General features: G+C 72.1%; 18 protein-coding genes and 1 pseudogene. 15 read left to right on the top strand and 4 right to left on the bottom strand.

Annotated features, from left to right (window positions below; all coding sequences use genetic code 11):
- Positions 1 to 2 precede the first annotated feature (2 nt).
- Positions 3 to 503, bottom strand: a complete 501-nt coding sequence (locus tag IGA62_RS13730; RefSeq protein WP_091458796.1) for a cation:proton antiporter regulatory subunit — start codon at positions 501 to 503, stop codon at positions 3 to 5.
- Positions 504 to 539: 36 nt separating this feature from the next.
- Between IGA62_RS13730 and IGA62_RS13735 the strand changes: the two genes are divergently transcribed.
- From IGA62_RS13735 to IGA62_RS13805, 15 genes are all read left to right on the top strand, one after another.
- The gene (locus IGA62_RS13735) at positions 540 to 1,637 is read left to right on the top strand and encodes a beta propeller repeat protein (protein WP_145821088.1); all 1,098 of its coding nucleotides are present in this window, start codon (positions 540 to 542) and stop codon (positions 1,635 to 1,637) included.
- A gap of 99 nt (positions 1,638 to 1,736) precedes the next feature.
- Entirely contained in the window at positions 1,737 to 4,328 is a 2,592-nt protein-coding gene (gene clpB, locus IGA62_RS13740; RefSeq protein ID WP_145821086.1) for an ATP-dependent chaperone ClpB, read from the top strand.
- Positions 4,329 to 4,434: 106 nt separating this feature from the next.
- Positions 4,435 to 4,806: a hypothetical protein gene (locus IGA62_RS13745; RefSeq protein ID WP_145821084.1), complete on the top strand. Its 372-nt coding sequence runs from the start codon at positions 4,435 to 4,437 to the stop codon at positions 4,804 to 4,806.
- A gap of 70 nt (positions 4,807 to 4,876) precedes the next feature.
- Positions 4,877 to 5,704 (top strand): hypothetical protein, encoded by an 828-nt coding sequence (locus IGA62_RS13750; protein ID WP_145821082.1) that lies wholly within the window; start codon positions 4,877 to 4,879, stop codon positions 5,702 to 5,704.
- 83 nt (positions 5,705 to 5,787) lie between these two features.
- On the top strand, positions 5,788 to 6,426 hold the full coding sequence (locus tag IGA62_RS13755) for a DUF4178 domain-containing protein (protein WP_145821080.1): 639 nt from the start codon (positions 5,788 to 5,790) through the stop codon (positions 6,424 to 6,426).
- Position 6,427: 1 nt separating this feature from the next.
- A complete protein-coding gene (locus IGA62_RS13760; protein ID WP_145821078.1) occupies positions 6,428 to 6,952 on the top strand; it encodes a DUF2617 family protein in 525 nt (174 codons plus the stop codon).
- Positions 6,949 to 7,374, top strand: a complete 426-nt coding sequence (locus IGA62_RS13765; RefSeq protein ID WP_145821076.1) for a DUF4247 domain-containing protein — start codon at positions 6,949 to 6,951, stop codon at positions 7,372 to 7,374. The genes IGA62_RS13760 and IGA62_RS13765 overlap by 4 nt, the downstream gene beginning before the upstream one ends.
- Positions 7,375 to 7,424: 50 nt before the next feature.
- Positions 7,425 to 7,847, top strand: a complete 423-nt coding sequence (locus IGA62_RS13770) for a DUF350 domain-containing protein (protein WP_145821074.1) — start codon at positions 7,425 to 7,427, stop codon at positions 7,845 to 7,847.
- Positions 7,847 to 8,611, top strand: coding sequence for a hypothetical protein (locus IGA62_RS13775; RefSeq protein ID WP_145821072.1), 765 nt, complete (start codon positions 7,847 to 7,849; stop codon positions 8,609 to 8,611). The genes IGA62_RS13770 and IGA62_RS13775 overlap by 1 nt, the downstream gene beginning before the upstream one ends.
- Positions 8,608 to 10,176, top strand: coding sequence for a polyamine aminopropyltransferase (locus IGA62_RS13780; protein ID WP_145821070.1), 1,569 nt, complete (start codon positions 8,608 to 8,610; stop codon positions 10,174 to 10,176). Before IGA62_RS13775 ends, IGA62_RS13780 begins: the two co-directional genes overlap by 4 nt.
- A gap of 130 nt (positions 10,177 to 10,306) precedes the next feature.
- Positions 10,307 to 11,164, top strand: coding sequence for a hypothetical protein (locus IGA62_RS13785; protein ID WP_145821068.1), 858 nt, complete (start codon positions 10,307 to 10,309; stop codon positions 11,162 to 11,164).
- Positions 11,165 to 11,238: 74 nt separating this feature from the next.
- Positions 11,239 to 11,850, top strand: a complete 612-nt coding sequence (locus tag IGA62_RS13790) for a hypothetical protein (RefSeq protein WP_145821066.1) — start codon at positions 11,239 to 11,241, stop codon at positions 11,848 to 11,850.
- A gap of 10 nt (positions 11,851 to 11,860) precedes the next feature.
- Complete coding sequence (locus IGA62_RS13795) at positions 11,861 to 12,685, top strand: SDR family NAD(P)-dependent oxidoreductase (RefSeq protein ID WP_232625003.1); 825 nt, start codon at positions 11,861 to 11,863, stop codon at positions 12,683 to 12,685.
- 166 nt (positions 12,686 to 12,851) lie between these two features.
- Positions 12,852 to 13,391: an orotate phosphoribosyltransferase gene (gene pyrE / locus IGA62_RS13800; RefSeq protein ID WP_145821062.1), complete on the top strand. Its 540-nt coding sequence runs from the start codon at positions 12,852 to 12,854 to the stop codon at positions 13,389 to 13,391.
- Between the two features lie 56 nt (positions 13,392 to 13,447).
- Entirely contained in the window at positions 13,448 to 13,825 is a 378-nt protein-coding gene (locus tag IGA62_RS13805) for an ArsR/SmtB family transcription factor (protein ID WP_076468717.1), read from the top strand.
- A gap of 812 nt (positions 13,826 to 14,637) precedes the next feature.
- Here the strand turns inward: IGA62_RS13805 and IGA62_RS13810 are convergent.
- The 3 genes and pseudogenes from IGA62_RS13810 to IGA62_RS13820 form a co-directional block, all read right to left on the bottom strand.
- Positions 14,638 to 15,339 (bottom strand): annotated as a pseudogene (locus IGA62_RS13810) (DedA family protein); the annotation flags it as partial.
- Between the two features lie 201 nt (positions 15,340 to 15,540).
- The gene (locus IGA62_RS13815) at positions 15,541 to 17,097 is read right to left on the bottom strand and encodes an LPXTG cell wall anchor domain-containing protein (RefSeq protein WP_145821060.1); all 1,557 of its coding nucleotides are present in this window, start codon (positions 17,095 to 17,097) and stop codon (positions 15,541 to 15,543) included.
- Between the two features lie 227 nt (positions 17,098 to 17,324).
- Positions 17,325 to 17,537: a hypothetical protein gene (locus IGA62_RS13820; protein WP_091454499.1), complete on the bottom strand. Its 213-nt coding sequence runs from the start codon at positions 17,535 to 17,537 to the stop codon at positions 17,325 to 17,327.
- Positions 17,538 to 17,668: the final 131 nt, after the last annotated feature.

Genomic DNA, 17,668 nt, shown 5'->3' on the forward strand with positions numbered 1-17,668 from the left:
CCTCAGCCGTCCGGGTCGCTGTCGGCCAGGATGGCTGTGACCCCGTCGAGCCCCTTGCGGGTGCCGACCACGACCACCACGTCGCCGGCGGAGAAGCGGAAGGTGGGGCCGGGCGAGGCGATCACCTCGCCACCGCGCAGCACGGCCACGATGGAGGCGCTGGTGCGGGTCCGGGCCTTGGTGTCGCCGAGTCGTCGGTTGACGTACTTCGAGCCGGCCGGGATGGCGATCTGCTCGGTGAGCAGCCCGGCGGCCTGCTCCCGCAGCCCGGTGAGCTGCCCGAGCATCAGCGACGCGCCGAGGATGTCGGCCAGCGCCTCCGCCTCGTCGTCGGTCAGCGGTATGTCGTGCTGGCAGGAATCGGGATCGTCCGGGTCGTAGAGGACAAGGTCGCGTCGGCCGTTGCGGTGGGACACCACGCCGAGCCGGCGTCCGGACTCCGTCAACAGGTCGTGACGTACACCGATCCCCGGTAGGGCAGTCTGTTCGACACGTACTCGCACGCGCGCCACGCTACGGTACCGACGCCAAGGAGGGCCATGCTCGGACGATCTTCTCGGTTGCTGGTCACACTGCTGGTCGTGCCCGCTCTGGGGGCGTGTTCGATCGGTGACGTCCGAAGGCGTCCACCGGTCGCGCCGACCCCGTCGGCCCCGACGACGACCGCACCGGGGCCGCTGCCGGCCTCCTTCGACGAGGTCCGCCAGGTGCGGGTGGAGGTGCCCGAACGGTACGACCGGCCGTACGTCGAGTTCGCCGACGCGCGGGACGGTTACGCCCTCTTCGCCGCGTGCGACGGGAAGCCGCTCGCTCCCTCCTGCCCGGCCCTGCTCTACGGCACCGCTGACGGCGGCCGGTCCTGGCGGAAGCTGCGGCACCCCCGTCCGAGCGCCGCCAACCAGCAGCTCTACACCGCCCCCGGCCTGCTCGTGCTGCTCAGCGAACCGCACGGCTGGTACACCTCGACCGACGGCGGCACCACCTTCACCCACTCCCGCTCCGGTCCGCCCCCGGTCTGGGTGGGGGCGCAGGGGCGGTTCCAGGTCGTCGAGTCCACCGGGAAGGTCGCCGAGTGGGACGGCCGCCGGTTGCGGCCCGTGCCCGTCCAGCCGGACGTACCCGGGATCAACACCGTCGCCTCGCGGGACGACCAGATCGTCGTGGCCGGGCTGCATGACGGCCGGCCGTTCGCCGCGATCTCGCCCGACGGCGGTCGGCGCTGGTTCCGGCAGCCGGTGTCCCCGCCCGACGGTGAGGTGGCCGTGCTCCGCGCGAAGATCGACCCGACGGGCACGGCGTGGCTGATCGGGGAGCGTCCGGACCGGACGTCCTTCCCGGCGCTGTGGCGGCAGGGCGGCCCGGGATGGACGCTGGTGCACCCCGAGGACCGGCCGGAGCAAATCAGCTCGATGGTTCCGGTCGGTGGCGGCATGGTCGTGGTGACCGGGCCGGACGGGGCCGGGATGGTGGCAGGCGACCGGTACCACCGGATGAAGTGGCCGCTCACGGGCGAGCACTACCTCATGGCGCTCGCCGACGGCACGTTCTACGCCCGTGGGCCGGACGACGTCGTCCTGGCCAGCGGCCTGTTCCTCGGGCCGCCGCACTGGATCAGGGTCGTCCTCGACCATCGGTGACCCGCTCATGTGACTCGGCTCACACCACCGAAGTTGAGTGGAATAGGCTCAACTCTGGTTGTGTCTCTCTCAGTGGACACGCCGATTCCGGGGGAGCCCATGAACACGGAACGCCTCACCACCAAGAGCCGCGAGGTCATCACCGGTGCCGTCGCCGTCGCCAACCAGCGCGGACACGCCACCGTGGAACCCTGGCACCTGCTGCTGGCACTGCTGGACACCGCCGGCTCCACCGCCGCCGGCCTGCTGCGCGCCGCCGGGTCCGACCCGGTCGAGCTGCGCCGGGTCACCGTACGGGCGATCGACGCGCTGCCCGCCGTACGCGGATCCAGCATCGCCGAGCCGAGCCTGTCCCGGGAGTTCGTCAACGCCATCGGGGCCGCCGAGCAGATCGCCCGGCCGCTCGGCGACGAGTACACCTCCACCGAGCACCTCCTCGCCGGGCTGGCCCGGGTCGGCGGCGCGGTGGCCGGCGCGTTGAAGGCCGCCGGGGCCACCGAGGAGAACCTGGTCGCCGCCTTCCCGACGATCCGGGGCGGGGACCGGCGGGTCACCACCGCCGACCCCGAGCAGACCTACCAGGCCCTGGCGAAGTACGGCGTCGACCTGACCGCCAGCGCCCGCGACGGCAAGATCGACCCGGTCATCGGCCGGGACTCGGAGATCCGCCGCGTGATCCAGGTGCTCTCCCGGCGTACCAAGAACAACCCGGTGCTGATCGGCGAGCCCGGCGTCGGCAAGACCGCCATCGTCGAGGGCCTGGCCCAGCGGATCGTCGCCGGGGACGTGCCCGAGTCGCTGCGGGACAAGAAGCTGGTCTCGCTCGACCTCGGCGCGATGGTCGCCGGGGCGCAGTACCGGGGCCAGTTCGAGGAGCGGCTGAAGTCCGTCCTGGAGGAGATCAAGAACTCCAACGGGCAGGTCATCACCTTCCTCGACGAGTTGCACACCGTGGTCGGCGCGGGCAAGGGCGAGGGCTCGATGGACGCCGGAAACATGCTCAAGCCGATGCTGGCCCGGGGCGAACTGCGGATGGTCGGCGCGACCACGCTGGACGAGTACCGCGAGCACATCGAGAAGGACCCGGCCCTGGAGCGTCGCTTCCAGCCGGTGCTGGTCGGCGAACCGACCATCGAGGACACCATCGGCATCCTGCGCGGCCTCAAGGAGCGCTACGAGGTGCACCACGGCGTACGGATCACCGACGCCGCCCTGGTCGCCGCCGCCTCCCTGTCGGACCGCTACATCACCGACCGGTTCCTGCCGGACAAGGCGATCGACCTGGTCGACGAGTCCGCGTCCCGGCTCCGGATGGAGATCGACTCCCGCCCGGTCGAGGTGGACGAGATCGAGCGGGCGGTCCGCCGGCTGGAGATCGAGGAGATGGCGCTGGCCAAGGAGCCGGACGCGGCCTCCGCCGAGCGGCTGGAACGGTTGCGCAAGGAGCTGGCCGACAAGCGGGAGCAGCTCACCGCGCTCTCCGACCGTTGGAAGCTGGAGAAGGGCCACATCACCAAGCTCTCCACCGCCAAGGAGGAGCTGGAACGGCTCGGCGGCGAGGCCGAGCGGGCCGAGCGCGACGGTGAGCTGGAACGCGCCGCCGAGCTGCGGTACGGCCGGATCCCCGCGCTCAAGGCCGACCTGGCGAGGGCCGAGGAGGAACTGGCCCGGCTCCAGGCCGACGGGGCGATGCTCAAGGAGGAGGTCGGCGCGGACGACATCGCCGCCGTGGTCGCCTCCTGGACCGGCATCCCCGCCGGCCGGCTGCTGGAGGGCGAGACGGCGAAGCTGCTCCGGATGGAGGAGTCGCTGCGCGCCCGGGTGGTCGGCCAGTCCGAGGCGGTCGGCGCGGTCTCCGACGCGGTCCGTCGCGCCCGCGCCGGAGTCGCCGACCCGGACCGCCCGACCGGCAGCTTCCTCTTCCTCGGCCCGACCGGGGTCGGCAAGACCGAGCTGGCCAAGGCGCTCGCCGAGTTCCTCTTCGACGACGAGCGGGCCATGGTCCGCATCGACATGAGCGAGTACGGCGAGAAGCACTCGGTGGCCCGGCTCGTCGGTGCCCCGCCCGGCTACGTCGGCTACGAGGAGGGCGGCCAGCTCACCGAGGCGGTGCGTCGCCGGCCGTACTCGGTGATCCTGCTGGACGAGGTGGAGAAGGCCCACCCGGACGTCTTCGACATCCTGCTCCAGGTGCTCGACGACGGCCGGCTCACCGACGGTCAGGGCCGTACCGTCGACTTCCGCAACGCCATCCTGATCCTCACCTCGAACCTCGGCTCGTCGGTGATCAGCGACCTGACGCTCGCCGAGGAACAGCGCCGGGAGGGTGTGCTCGCGGTGGTCCGGTCGCACTTCAAGCCGGAGTTCCTCAACCGGCTGGACGACATCGTGGTCTTCGCCGCCCTGCACGGCGACGACCTCCGGTCCATCGTGGACATCCAGCTGGGGCGGATGCGCAAGCGGCTCGCCGACCGTCGCCTCGGCCTGGAGATCACCGAGCCGGCCCGTGCCTGGCTCGCCGAGCACGGCTACGATCCGATCTACGGGGCGCGTCCGTTGCGCCGCCTGGTCCAGACCGCCATCGGCGACCAGCTCGCCAGGGCCCTGCTCGCCGGCCAGATCCGTGACGGGGACACGGTCCGGGTCGACCTGGCCGACACCAAGGAAGCCCTCACCGTCACCTCCGCCTGATCCACCCGCGTCGAACCGGAGGTTCGCGTCCCGGCCCGACCGGTCCGGTGACGCGAACCTCCCGGTCGTCCGGGTCGGCCTCGGCCCGGCGGGGAAAGGACACGGTATGTGGAGACGGAAACGGTCGCAGATCGAGCGGGACGCCGAGCAGCTGGCCGGCACGGACACGGTGGCCTTCGCCGGGGTGGGGTTCGCGGCCCGCATCCTGCCCGAGACCGAGGCGTACCGCCGGCTGGAGGCGGCCCTGCCGGAGCACCCGGACGAGGTCCGCGCCCGGGTCGACTGGCTGCTGGAACACGGCTCGCCGGCCGGCCGGGCGTACGCGGCGACGCTGCTGGAGGAGATCGACCCGGTGGCGGCCCGCACCGCCTGGCGGCGGCTCGCCGACTCCGACGGGGAGTTCGTCACCTTCGCCGGCTGCATCATGGGCCACCGGACACTGCGCGAGTACGCCACCGAGCAGCTCGCCGCGGAATGATCATCAGTACGGCCGGCACCGGCTGAACGGGCCTGCCCCGGGTGGCCGGGTCCCCGTACCGTCGATGGCCATGACCGCCACCGTCGACGAGCCGGTACGTCCGGCCCGGCCCACCACCGTGACCGTCGCCTTCTGGTTGCAGCTCGCCGCCGTCGGTGTGCTGCTCGTGATGGTCGGCCTGACCGTCGCCGCCGCGGTGCAGTTCGACGGCCGGATCGACCGGGCGGCGCAGCTCGTCCCCGACGCCGACCCCGACGAGGTGTCCGGCGAGCGGTTCGGCAACTGGATGACGATGGTGGCGGTCGTCGTGCCCGCACTGTTCCTGGCGGTCTGGTTCGCCGCCACCGCCCGGCCGGTACGCCGGGGCGGCAACACCGCCCGGATCCTGGTGTTCGTCGGCGGCGGCCTGCAACTGCTGCTCGGCGTCGGCCAGTGCTGCCTGGGCGCGCTCTTCATCCCGCTCGCCCTCGGCGCCCCCGACGAGGGGTGGACGGAGACCGCGGACGGCGAGCCGGTCTGGGAGGAGTCGGAGTTCGTGGAGACCCTCTACGACTCCAACCTCTCCGAGGACCTCCTCGGCATGGGAGCCGCCGGCGGCGGGCTCGTCGTCTTCCTGCTCTCCGTGGCGGTGGTGCTGCTGCTGGCCCTGCCGCCGGCCAACCGGTACTTCGTGCCCCGCGACGAGACGCCGCCCGGGGCCATGCCCGCCCCGTGGGCCGCCCACCCGGTGCTGCCGGCCGTGCTGCCGACGCACGCACCCCCGCCCGGCTACCCCGCCGCGCCGGTGTACGTCGTCCCGCCGGGATACATGATCTGCCCGGACCCGTCCCGGCACCTGCCCCCGCCGGCCGAGCCCGAGGGGCCGTCGGGCACCGCCCCGGCAACTCCCGGTAGCTGACCGATCGCTCAAAAGCGCTGGTGTTTGCGCAGGTGCGCGCGGTTGTTACCGTCAGGCGCCGACGCGACGAGAGGCAGGCAAGGGTGAGCGGGATACTGGCGTACCTGGTGACGGCGGTTGGCTGCCTGGTCGGAGTGGCCGGGGCGGTCGTCATCATCGTCGCCCTGTCGAAGTCCCGTCGGCGCCCGGCCGCCCCGACCTCGCCGACCGCCGCCGACCCGTTCCGCGACCACGACGCCGACGCCCTGCGGGGCGACCCGCGTCGGCTGCGTCCCGGCGACCTCGTCGAGATCCGGCAGGTGACCTACGCGGTGCGTGGCTCGCTGCACCTCACCGAGGGTGGCTGGAGCTGGGACGAGCACCTGCTGGACACCGCCGACGGCACGAAGCGCTGGCTTTCCGTGGAGGAGGACCCGGACCTGGAGCTGGTGCTCTGGACCGCCGAGCCGGATGCCACGGTCACCCCCGGCCCGCAGACCGTCGACTTCGACGGCCGCCGGTACCGCAGCGATGAGTCGGGCCAGGCCACCTGGACCGGGACCGGCACCACCGGGCTCGCCCCCACCGGCAGCGTCCGGTACCACGACTACACGGCCTCCGGCGACGCCCGGCTCTCCTTCGAGAAGTACGGCGACGCCGACTGGGAGGTCGCCCGGGGCGAGCTGCTGCGCCGGCCCGAGGTGATGGTCTACCCGCAGGCCGGCCCGGAGAAGGTGGGCTGACGTGCTGGTCAGTCTGGACGCGCCGTACGTCGACACCAGCGCCGCCGACCTCAGCCTGGCGTTCGGTGGCCCGGAGCTACCCGCCCTGTACGTGCTCGACCTGGACCTGCCCGGCGGGCGGCGGATCCGGCTGCGCCTGCTCGGCGCGTCCCACCAGGTGCTCCTGCGCGGGCCCGCGCCGGCCGGCACGCCCGATCCGGTGGTGCTGGCCGAGACGGTGGCCTGCCTGCCGGGGCGGCGACCGGACCTGCCGAGCACGGTGCACGAGCCGGCGGACGGCTACTCCTTCTCCGCGACCGTGCTCCGGCCGGAGCCGGGTGGCCTGAGCAGCCGGGTCGCCGCCCTCCGCACCGAGCTGGCCGACGACCCGTACGCCCTGGTCGGCGTCTTCCCCGGTGACCCGGATGCGGTGACCGCCCTGGCGGTCGTCCCGGACTCCGGATCGGACTCGGTGCGCTGGCGCACCTGGCACGCGTACCCACAGACCAATGAGCTGGTCCTGACCGAAACGGTGGTGACACTGTGACGTACCGACGGTGGTTCGTGGTGGGCGCGGTCTTCGCCGTCATCGGCGTACTGGTCGCCGCCTTCGCGATCTTCTACGGCAACTTCTCGCCCAGGGGCTACGTCGAGGACCGGTACAGCCGGGCCGTCAGCCAGGACATCGGCAAGGACGCGCTCGCGTACACCTCCACCAAGCGGCCGAGCGAGGTGGCGGACGAGGTGACCGACGCCTGGAAGCCGGCCGACCAGTACGTCGACGGCAGCGGGGTCTACCTGCGCTACGACGACGACTCGGTAGTCATCCTGCCGGTGGCGGCCGGGTCGCTGATCCTGCTCGAACGCGTCTCCACCGCCTACCCCCGCTACCGCCAGACGGTGGGCAACAGCTGGGGCTGGGGGCGCGGCAGCACCGTCCGTGGCGGCGGCCCGGGCAGCGGCAAGTGATCTGACCGTCGGTATTCCCGACCCAAACCCCTCATCCTCGGAGTCCCACCGTGCAGACCCTCGTCAACGATCTGCTGGCCACCCTCGCCTACGGGGTGGTCGGCGTCGTCCTCATGGGCGTCGGCTACGTCCTCGTCGACGTGGCCACCCCCGGCCGGCTCAACGAACTGATCTGGACGCAGCGCAACCGGAACGCGGCGCTGCTGCTCGCCTCCAACCTGGCCAGCGTCGGCATCACCGTGGTGGCCGCCATCGTGGCCAGCGAGGACGACTTCGTCCTCGGCATCGTCGGTGCCGCGTCGTACGGAATCCTCGGACTGGTCATCATGGCCGCCGCGTTCGTGGTGTTGGACGTGGCGACGCCCGGGAAGCTCGGTGAACTCCTGGTCGACCCGGAGCCGCATCCGGCGGTCTGGGTCAGCGCCGTCGTCCACCTCGCCACCGGCGCGATCATCGCCGCCGCGATCAGCTGATGGCCGGCCCGACGCCCGCGAAGAAGGCGTCCTCGACCACAGCGGCGGTCTGGACGGTGGTGATCACCTTCGTGGTGATCGCCGCGTGCGTGCTGCCCGCCGTCCTGAACCGCGGTAACAGCGACCTCGTGCCGGCGCCCACCGCGACCGAGCGCACCGACACCGTGGCGGTGCTGGAGCGCGCCACCGAGGCGCAGGGCATCTGCTACGGCTGGCAGCTGGCGGAGGGCAGCCACACGGTCAGCGTGGGATCGAACCTCGGCGACGGCACTCCGGTCGACGACTCCCGGTGCCTCCGCTGGGTCCAGGTCGTGGCGAACGTCACCTGGACGCCGCAGAGCAGCGAGGCCAAGGACTACGCCCTCGTCAGCATCGAGGGTTCCAGCGACTTCGACCTCACCGACCTCTTCGCGGTCGAGCGGGGCCTGGAGCGGTTCGGGCTGGACGACGAGGTCTTCATCGACGAGCCCGGCTGGGCCACCACCCGCGCCGCGGTCGTCCTGCCGTTGCTGCTGGCCGAGCGGGGCCTGGCCGATCCGGCCCCGGTCGCCACCGCCGCCCCGGACGCGGCCGCCCCGCCGTTGCCGGACACGGCCAACGACATGTGGCGGGACCGCTGGGGTTACTTCGTCGCCGTCGCCGGCCTGCTGCTGGTCACCGCGATCCTGTTCACCGTCGGTTTCGTGCGGCGCGGCAAGGAACGGCGGACGGCCGCGCAGGGCGTGGCGGGCAGGGGCGTCCGGCACGACCGGAAGAGGCCGTGAGCACCGGGGCACCGGAACGTCCGCGTTGGCGACTGGCCCGCTCGGCGGTCCTGGTCGCGGTCTTCGTCTGCGCGGCCTGCGGACTGGTCTACGAGCTGGCGCTGGTCGCGCTGGGCAGCTACCTGATCGGCGACACGGTCGGTCAGGCGTCGATCGTGCTCGGTGTGATGGTCTTCGCGATGGGTGTCGGCGCGCTTGCCGCGAAGCCGCTCCAGTCCCGGGCCGCCGCCGCGTTCGCCCTGGTCGAGCTGCTGCTGGCGCTGCTCGGCGGGCTCTCGGTGCTCGGCCTCTACGCGGCCTTCGCCTGGCTGGACCTGTACGGGCCGGCCCTGGTCGGCACCGCGTTCGTGCTCGGGCTGTTGATCGGCGCGGAGATCCCGCTGCTGATGGTGCTGCTGCAACGGATCCGGGAGCAGTCCGCCGGCAGCGCGGTGGCCGACCTGTTCGCCGCCGACTACGTCGGCGCGCTGCTCGGCGGGCTCGCCTTCCCGTTCCTGCTGCTCCCGGTCTTCGGGCAGCTCAAGGGGGCGCTGGTGGTCGGCGCGGTGAACGCCGTCGCCGGGGTGGCCCTGGTGGTCACGGTCTTCCGGCGGGAGCTGAGCCGCCGGGCACACGTCACGATCACCGTCGGGTCCGTCGTGGTCGCGCTCTGCCTCTCGTACGCCTGGATCACCGCCCGGGACTTCGAGGTGACCGCCCGACAGCAGCTCTACCGGGATCCGGTGGTGCACGCCGAGCGCAGCCGCTACCAGGAGATCGTGCTGACCCGGTCGGTGACCGAGGTGGACCGGCAGGCCAGCGACCTGCGCCTCTACCTCAACGGTGACCTCCAGTTCAGCTCGGTCGACGAGTACCGCTACCACGAGGCGCTGGTGCACCCGGCGCTGCGCGGCCCACGCGGCGAGGTGCTGGTACTCGGGGCCGGGGACGGGTTGGCCGTCCGGGAACTGCTGCGCTACCCGGACGTGCGCCGGGTGACCGTGGTCGACCTGGACCCGGCCGTGGTGGCGCTGGCCCGGAGCGAGGCGCAGCTGCGCCGGCTCAACGGAGACGCCTTCGCCGACCCCCGGGTGCGCGTGGTGCACGCCGACGCGTTCGGCTGGCTGCGCACCGTCGGGGAACGCTTCGACGTGGTGGTGGCGGACCTGCCCGACCCGGACGAGACGGCCACCGCGAAGCTCTACACCGTCGAGTTCTACTCGTTGGTCCGCTCGGCGCTCGCCGACTCGGGGCGGTTGGTGGTGCAGTCCGGTTCGCCGTACTTCGCACCCCGGTCGTACTGGTCGATCGAGGCATCGGTACGGGCGGCCGGCTTCGCCACCCGGCCGTACCACGTGGACGTACCGTCGTTCGGCGACTGGGGGTTCGTACTGGCCGCCCCCGGCCCCACCCCGCCCCCGCTGGAACTGCCCGCCGACGCGCCGTCACTGCGGTTCCTGGACACCGGCACGCTGGCCGCGGCCGGGACGTTCCCCGCCGACCGGCGTCGGGTCGACGTGCCCGCCTCCACCCTGCTCGAACCGAAGGTGCTGGAGTACGCCCGCGCGGAGTGGCGCGGCTACTGAGCTGCTGCGGGGTTGCCGCCGCACGCGAGCGGGTAGGGCACCCGCGTCGCCCGGCGGGTCCGTCCCGTCCGTCCCGTACGGCTGGCGGAATGCCGCTACGGTGTGGTGGCGATCCAAGGGAAGGAGAGTCGTGGCCGAAACCCACAGCACCCCGGCCCGGGCGCGCCCGGGCAGCGTGACGATATCCAGCTATCTGCTGATCCTGGTGGCTGTCATCCAGGTGATCAATCTGGTGCTCACCCTCGCCACCATCGGCGACACCCGTCGGGTGCTGGAGGAGGCGTACCGCGACAGCTCGGTCAACGGGATGGACGCGGTCGCCGACTTCGCCACCGTCGTCGCCGTCGGGGCGGGCATCGTCACCCTGCTCCTGGCGGTGGGGCTGGTGGTGCTGGCCGTGCTCAACAACCGGGGGAAGAACGGTGCCCGGATCACCACCTGGGTGCTCGGCGGGATCCTGCTCTGCTGCAGCGGTGGCGGCCTGATCAGCGGTGCGGCCGGCTCGTTCAGCGGCCCGGTCGGTGGTTCCAGCGCCGACATGCCCAGCCAGGAGGAGATCGCGCGCCGGCTGGAGGAAGCCCTTCCGTCCTGGTACACCCCGGTCAGCACGCTGGTCAACGTGCTCGCGGTGCTCGCGCTGATCGCGGCGCTGGTGCTGCTGGCCCTGCCCGCGTCGAACCAGTTCTTCCGTAAGCAGCAGCCGGCCTGGGAGCCCCCGGTCCCGGGCGCCTACCCCGGCTACCCGTCCGGGACGCCGGGCTACCCGACGCACGGTCAGCCCGGCTACCCGCCGGCCCCGGGCTACCCGGGGCAGACGCCGTCGGGCCAGCCGGGCTACCCGACCCAGGGCCAGCCGGGCTACCCGCCGGCCCCCGGCTACCCGCCGCCCTCCGGTACCGGCCAGCCGGAGCAGCCTCCGGCCGGTGGCTCCGACGGCCCCTCCGGCGACCAGAACCCGCCGGCTGACCGGCCGCCCTCGGCGGGCTGACCACCGATAAGCGGGACGTACGACGATCCCTCCGAGTAGGTTGCAACGCGACGCCTACCCGGAGGGATCGTCTCGTGTCGGAACAGCTTCCGCCCCGACGGCCACCCGTCGTCGGGTTCGCCGCCGGGCTGCTCGTCACCATGGCGACCGCCGGGGTCGCGTACGCGGTCGCCGCCCTGGTGACGCTGGACGGCACGGTCGCGCGTCTCCGGTCCGCCACCACGGACGTCCCCGACCAGGGCGCGGTGGACGGTGTGGTGACGCTGGTACGGACCACGGCGGTGCTGACCGCGGTGCTCGCGGTGGCGGTCGGGGCGCTGCTCGTCGCGCTCGCCGTCGGCCTGCTGGCCGGGCGCGCCGGGGTACGCATGGCGACCTGGGTCGTCTGCGGGCTCGGCCTGCTCGCCGGCGGCGGGGCGCTGGCCCTCCTGGCCGGGCAGCGGTTGGCCCCGTTCCGGCTGGACGCCGACGAAGGCACCACCGCCCAACTGCTGACCGCCCTCACCGACGCCTATCCGGACGGGTGGATCCCGCTCAACGCGGGGCTTTCGATCGGTCAGGTGCTCGGTTACCTTGTGGTAGCCGTGCTGCTGGCCCTCCCGTCGGTCAATGCCCATCACCGGCGACGTCCGGCGTCGCGGCCCGCTCCACGAGAGTTCCCCGGCCGTCCCGTTCCGTCCAGGTGAGGATCCGCCCGTGCCCGCGACGCCCGACCCGGTTGCCCCCGGCCGTACCGACCCGCTCGCGGTGGTCACCGGAGCGACAGCCGGCATCGGTGCGGCGTTCGCCCGGCGGCTGGCCCGCGACGGGTACGACCTCGTGCTGGTCGCCCGGGACGCCGCCCGACTCAGCGGGTTCGCCGCGGAGCTGACCGAACGGCACGGCCGCACGGTGGAGACCCTGCCAGCCGATCTCTCCACCGAGGACGGCTGCGTCGCCGTGGAGCGGCGGCTCACCGATGGACGTCCGGTCGACCTGCTGGTCAACAACGCCGGCATCGCGCTCACCCGGTCCTTCCTGCGGACCACCGTCGCCGACGAGGCCCGGCTGCTGCGGCTGAACGTCGTGTCCGTGATGCGACTGACCCATGCGGTGCTGCCGACGATGACCGCCCGGCGGCAGGGCGCAGTGATTAATGTCTCTTCCGTCGCAGGTTTCGGTGCGGTCGAGGCCGGATCGACGTACTCCGCCACCAAGGCCTGGGTGACCAACTTCAGCGAGTCGGTGGGTCAGGCCGCACGCCCCCACGGCGTACGGGTGATGGCTCTCTGTCCGGGTTTCACCCGTACCGAGTTCCACCAGCGGGCCGGGATCGACACGTCGTCGATGCCTGGCTGGATCTGGCTCGACGCCGACGCGGTCATCGATGAGGGCCTACGCGACCTGCGAAAAGGGCGCCTGGTAAGCGTTCCCGACTGGAAGTACAAGCTCGCGGTCGTGGCGCTGCGGCACACCCCGCAGCGGCTGCTGCACCGCCTCACCCGGCGCGGCAAGACTCTCGCGGGACGCGACGGACGCTGACCGCGTCCGGCCCCCGGTCCACCGGACCCCACCGGGTGTGATCACCCGAACCTCGCCGGCCCGTCGCGCAGAGTAGGCGTACATCGCCACCCGTCGTCGCCCACAGGACTGACCAAGGGTGGACCCGACCCACGGCTCCCAGACTTGAGCAGTACCCTTGTGCGGCATGGGGGACCGCGACGACCTGCGTAAATTCATCGCCGACCTGGCCGTGGTCCATGGGCGGGTGGTGCTCTCCTCGGGGCGCGAGGCAGATTGGTACGTCGATCTGCGCCGCGTCACGCTCCATCACCAGGCCGCTCCGTTGGTGGGGCGCGTCCTGGTGGATCTCACCGCCGACTGGGAATTCGACGCAGTCGGTGGCCTGACCCTCGGTGCCGACCCGGTCGCGCTGTCGATGCTGCACGCCGCAGCGGGTACGGGACGACCGCTCGACGCCTTCGTCGTGCGCAAGGAAGGTAAGGCGCACGGGTTGCAACGCCGCATCGAAGGGCCTGAAGTATCCGGGCGTCGGGTATTGGCGGTGGAAGATACCTCAACGACCGGTGGGAGTGTACTCACCGCAGTTGAAGCGTTACATGAGGCAGGGGCTGAGGTCGTCGGCGTAGCGGTTATTGTTGATCGAGGCGCCGGTGACGCCGTGCAAGCCGCCGGACTGCCCTACCGGGCGGCCTATACGTTGGCTGACCTCGGCCTTGTGGCCTAAAAGTCTGCCGATTCGGATTGCGGATATGCAGGCGTTTCGATGCTGCTGGTGGAAGGATGGAAAACGTGGGAACTGCGTTGGCTGAAATGACTATGCCTCAGATCTCGCCGCTTGCCGGCGAGCCGATCGAACGTGCCGATGCCGAGCGGCTGGCGGGGGTCCTCAAGGCCCTCGCCGACCCCGCCCGGCTGCGGCTGCTCAGCCTGATCCAGTCGGCTCCCGAGGGCGAGGCGTGCGTTTGCGACCTGACCGCGCCCCTCGGCCTCTCGCAGCCGACGGTCAGCCACCACCTGCGTATCCTCACCGAGGCCGGCTTGCTGGAGCGGGAGAAGCGCGGCGTGTGGGCGTACTACCGGCTGGTGCCGACCGCGATCGCCACGATCGCCGACCTGCTGACCCCGCCCCGTAAGCGCGCCACCAAGAAGGCTCGCTGACCCTTCCCGGTCGTCTGGTGCCGCTCCACCAGGAGAGGCACCAGGCAGCCGAGAGGGTTCGACCGGTGCGGTACCGACCGGCCGCCGAACCTGGCGGCCGCCCTCGGAATGCCCGCTGCCGGTCGGGACGGTCTCCGACGCACCCGTGACACACGGGTGCGCCGTCCGGACCGATGTCCCGGCCGGCCCGCGGCCGGCTCCCGTGTGCCGTGCGGGCGCATCCCGTCGGCGCCGTGCACGTCGCGTGCGCCCGGGTGGGGCACTGCCCCGGCGGGTTTCCGTCCGGGCGTGCGGGGCGTTCGCCTCCCAGCCCGACCGGTGTCACGTGTGGCCCGACCTGCCCGGCCGTCGAGGGGCTGGTGCCCGACGCGCGGATGAACGCGTCGGGCGACCTCCCGCTCCGGCCGGTACGGCGCTCAGTGGTGGCCGTACTGCTGACCGCCGTGGTGGGGCTGGCCGCCGTAGGGCGGCGGTGCCGGCCGCTCCTCGTACTCCTGCCCGTGGCCCTGGGCCGGGCCACTGCCGTAGGGCTGCTGCCCGCCGCCGTAGGGGGGCTGCTGTCCGCCGCCGTAGGGCTGGTCGCCCGGGTACGGCTGGCTGCTCCCCGGGTACGGCTGACCGCCGTGGGGCTGCGGGTCCTCCCGGTACGGCTGGCCGCCGTACTGCTGGCCGCTTCCGTAGACCTGACCGCCCCGGTGCTGCTGTGCGCCGCCGCCGTAGACCTGACCGCCACCCGGCTGGGGCTGGCCACCGTACGGCTGTGCGCCGTCGTTCGGGTACGGCTGTCCGCCGTACGGCGACTGCTGGTCCGCGTAGTGCTCGCGGGTCTCCCGGATCGCCTCCTCGGCGGCGGCCTTCTCCTCCCGCGTGGTGCCCCGCTTCGCCGCCATCCTCGCCCGCAGCAGCTCGATCGCGATCGGGACCACCGAGACCACCACGATGCCGATCAGGATCATCTCGATGTTGGCCTTGACGAACGGGATCTGCCCGAGGAAGTAGCCGAGCACGGTGACCCCGGTGCCCCAGAGGACGCCCCCGATCACGTTGTAGATCACGAAGGTGCGGTAGTCCATCCGGCTGACCCCGGCCACGATCGGGGTGAAGGTCCGCACGATCGGCACAAACCGGGCCAGCACGATCGAGCGGGCGCCGTACTTCTCGAAGAACTCGTGTGCCTTGAGGACGTTCTCCTGCTTGAACAGCTTCGAGTTGGGGCGACGGAACAGCGCCGGCCCCACCTTGCGCCCGAAGGCGTAGCCGACCTGGTCCCCGGCGATGGCCGAGAGGGTGATCAACAGGCAGACCAGCCACAGTGGATAGGTGATGTACTTACCGTCGGCGGTGAGCAGGCCGGCGGTGAACAGCAGCGAGTCACCCGGCAGGAAGAACCCGATCAGCAGGCCGGACTCGGCGAAGACGATGGCCAGGATGCCGAGCAACCCGAACGTCGAAATCAACCACTCCGGGTCGAGCCAATCCGGGCCCAGGGCCAGGGTGGTGGTGGGCGTCGGCACGAGGTGACCTCCGGGATCTGCCAGTTGGGGGTGGCGGGTACGCCACCGGCGACGGCTCCGGTAAGTCTAGGTCGCCGCGCGTGGCACCCGGTGCCGGACGTCGCAGCGTGCCGGTCGTGGTGCCGACGCGTGGGGCGGTACGACGACGGTGCCCCGCCGACCCGGTCCGGGTCGGCGGGGCACCGGTGGTGCGTCGGGAGATCAGGCGACGAAGCGGGTCCGCCGACGACGGGACAGCACGAAGCCGCCCACGCCCAGCGCGAGCAGGAGCCCGCCGACGCCGACGATCAGGCCGGTCTGGGCACCGGTGACGGGCAGGCCGCCGTCGCCGTCACCCGTACCGCCGCCTCCGCCGCCCGCCGCGTTCACCAGGACGGCGGCGGTGTCGTTGGCCGGCTTCAGGTCGTGGTCGAAGCCACCGTCGCACTGGCACGACACGTTCACCTCGACCGTGCCCTTGGCGTTCGGGACCACCTTGTCCACCCGGAGCGTGAAGTCGAAGGTCTCGTCCTCGCCCGCGATGGCGAGGGAACCGGCAAAGCAGAAGTAGCTGCGCCCGCCCGCCTCGCCGGGCTCGCCCCACTCCTCGCCCTTCACCGGCGCGCAGGACTCCGGGGCCTCGACCACGGTCGTGCCCTCCGGTACGCCCACCCGGACGTAGGTGACCGAGGAACCGGCCCGGGTGTAGTCCAGCGTCGCCGGCCCGTTGTTGCGGAAACCGACGGTCGCGGTGACCTTCGCGCCGGCCGCACCGGTCAGCTTGTCACCGATGGCGGCCAGGTCGCTGCCGTTCTTGCCGGTGGTCGTCACGGTGATCAGGCCGTGGTTGTTCATCGGGTCGGTGTCGGCCTGGGCCGCACGGGCCTGCCGGCGGCCGGTCGTCAGGGTCAGCGTGCCCCCGGTACCCGGCTCGCCGGTGGAGACACCCTGCTCGGCCAGGTAGGCGGCGAAGTCCTCGTATTCGGCGCGGGTCATCCAGATGGCCTCGCCGTAGGCCCGGCCCGGGGCGTAGGTGTCCTTGCCGAGCACGAGGTCGAGCGAGGCCCGGTAGTCGGTGCCGGGGGCCAGCTCCTCGTCGAAGTTGCAGGTGCGCAGGTGGTCACCGTCGTAGGTGCAGTTGCGGTACTTCTCACCGGCGCGCAGGGCGTGGTCACCGAAGAAGACGAGGCTGCTGCCCTTCACTGTGGTCGTACCGGCGTTGCGGACGGCCAGCGACGCGTCGAACGCCTCGCCCGGTTTCGCGGAGGTCTCGGTCTCCGGACCGGCGGCCAGGTCCACCCCTTCGCCGACGCGGACCGAGGACTCCCGGGTCAGCGGGTCCACACCGGCCGCGGAGAATGTGACCTTCAGCTTGCCGGTGGCTTCGTCGGTCCCGTCCGTCGGGGCGATCGTCACCGGCAGGATCCCGGCGAGGCCCCACTCCTCCAGACTGACCTCGAACGGATCGGTGCAGAGCAGCACGCTGGGTTCGGGCGTCGTGCAGTAGCCGAAGTCGTCGGGCTCGCTGACGATGACCTTGCCGGACAGACCGGAGAAGTCGAACCGCATGGTGACGTCCCGCAGCACGACCGGCCGGGAGGCGGACAGGATGGCACTCTCGACCTTGCCCGGCGAGCCGGCGGCGACGGTCACGTCGGGAAAGTAGAAGTCGATCTTGACGTCGGACAGGTCGGCCGACGCGGGGTTGGCGGGGGTCGCGACGAGCGCAGCCACCACCCCGAGCCCGGCGAGCAGACGCCGGGCGTACGGGTTGAGCATGTGAGGGTTCCCGCCCGTGGGGTACCGGTGGAGCGTGTGGAGCCTAAGGGCCCACGGGAGCGCCACGCAGTCCTGCGGGAGCGGATCGAACCGATCGGATGAACGAGATCACCGCTTTGTTCCGGCTGGTCCGGGAGCACGGTGCCCTGTTCGGGATACGCGGGACGGTGGCCGGGCGGGTTCCGGCTGGCCCGGCGTCGCGCCGGGCGACGGAGACCCGGCGTGGCTCAGCGGTAGTCGTCCTCGTCGACCGCGACGACCCGGGACTGCTCCACCGCGTCCCAGTCGGCGACCTCCAGGCCACGGTGCGGTTCGGTGTCACCGTCGTCCGGGGTGACCGCCGTGGCCTGCTCCACCGCGTCGGCAGGTGTGGCCTCGGGATCCCGCTCGTCGGGGGTGAGGTGGTCGCCGGGGGCGAACTCCTCGTCGGGCTGACCCATCGTCCCTCCTTCGCGTCGTGCCGGCTCTCTCACACGGTACGGCTTGTCACTCCTGCCCACCGGCGAGCGGCCCCAAACGACCCGTCCCTGGCACCCGACCGCTCTCCCCGCCGCTCCACTCCCGTCCGGCG

The organism is Micromonospora sagamiensis, from assembly GCF_014680085.1.
Classification (GTDB): Bacteria; Actinomycetota; Actinomycetes; order Mycobacteriales; family Micromonosporaceae; genus Micromonospora; species Micromonospora inyonensis.

What these genes read in the sequence shown, in the direction of transcription:
- IGA62_RS13735 (WP_145821088.1), top strand. Translation starts at nt 540, where the DNA reads ATGCTCGGACGATCTTCTCGGTTGCTGGTCACACTGCTGGTCGTGCCC.
- clpB (WP_145821086.1), top strand. Translation starts at nt 1,737, where the DNA reads ATGAACACGGAACGCCTCACCACCAAGAGCCGCGAGGTCATCACCGGT.
- IGA62_RS13745 (WP_145821084.1), top strand. Translation starts at nt 4,435, where the DNA reads ATGTGGAGACGGAAACGGTCGCAGATCGAGCGGGACGCCGAGCAGCTG.
- IGA62_RS13750 (WP_145821082.1), top strand. Translation starts at nt 4,877, where the DNA reads ATGACCGCCACCGTCGACGAGCCGGTACGTCCGGCCCGGCCCACCACC.
- IGA62_RS13775 (WP_145821072.1), top strand. Translation starts at nt 7,847, where the DNA reads ATGGCCGGCCCGACGCCCGCGAAGAAGGCGTCCTCGACCACAGCGGCG.
- pyrE (WP_145821062.1), top strand. Translation starts at nt 12,852, where the DNA reads ATGGGGGACCGCGACGACCTGCGTAAATTCATCGCCGACCTGGCCGTG.
- IGA62_RS13805 (WP_076468717.1), top strand. Translation starts at nt 13,448, where the DNA reads ATGGAAAACGTGGGAACTGCGTTGGCTGAAATGACTATGCCTCAGATC.
- IGA62_RS13815 (WP_145821060.1), bottom strand. Translation starts at nt 17,097, where the DNA reads ATGCTCAACCCGTACGCCCGGCGTCTGCTCGCCGGGCTCGGGGTGGTG.
- IGA62_RS13820 (WP_091454499.1), bottom strand. Translation starts at nt 17,537, where the DNA reads ATGGGTCAGCCCGACGAGGAGTTCGCCCCCGGCGACCACCTCACCCCC.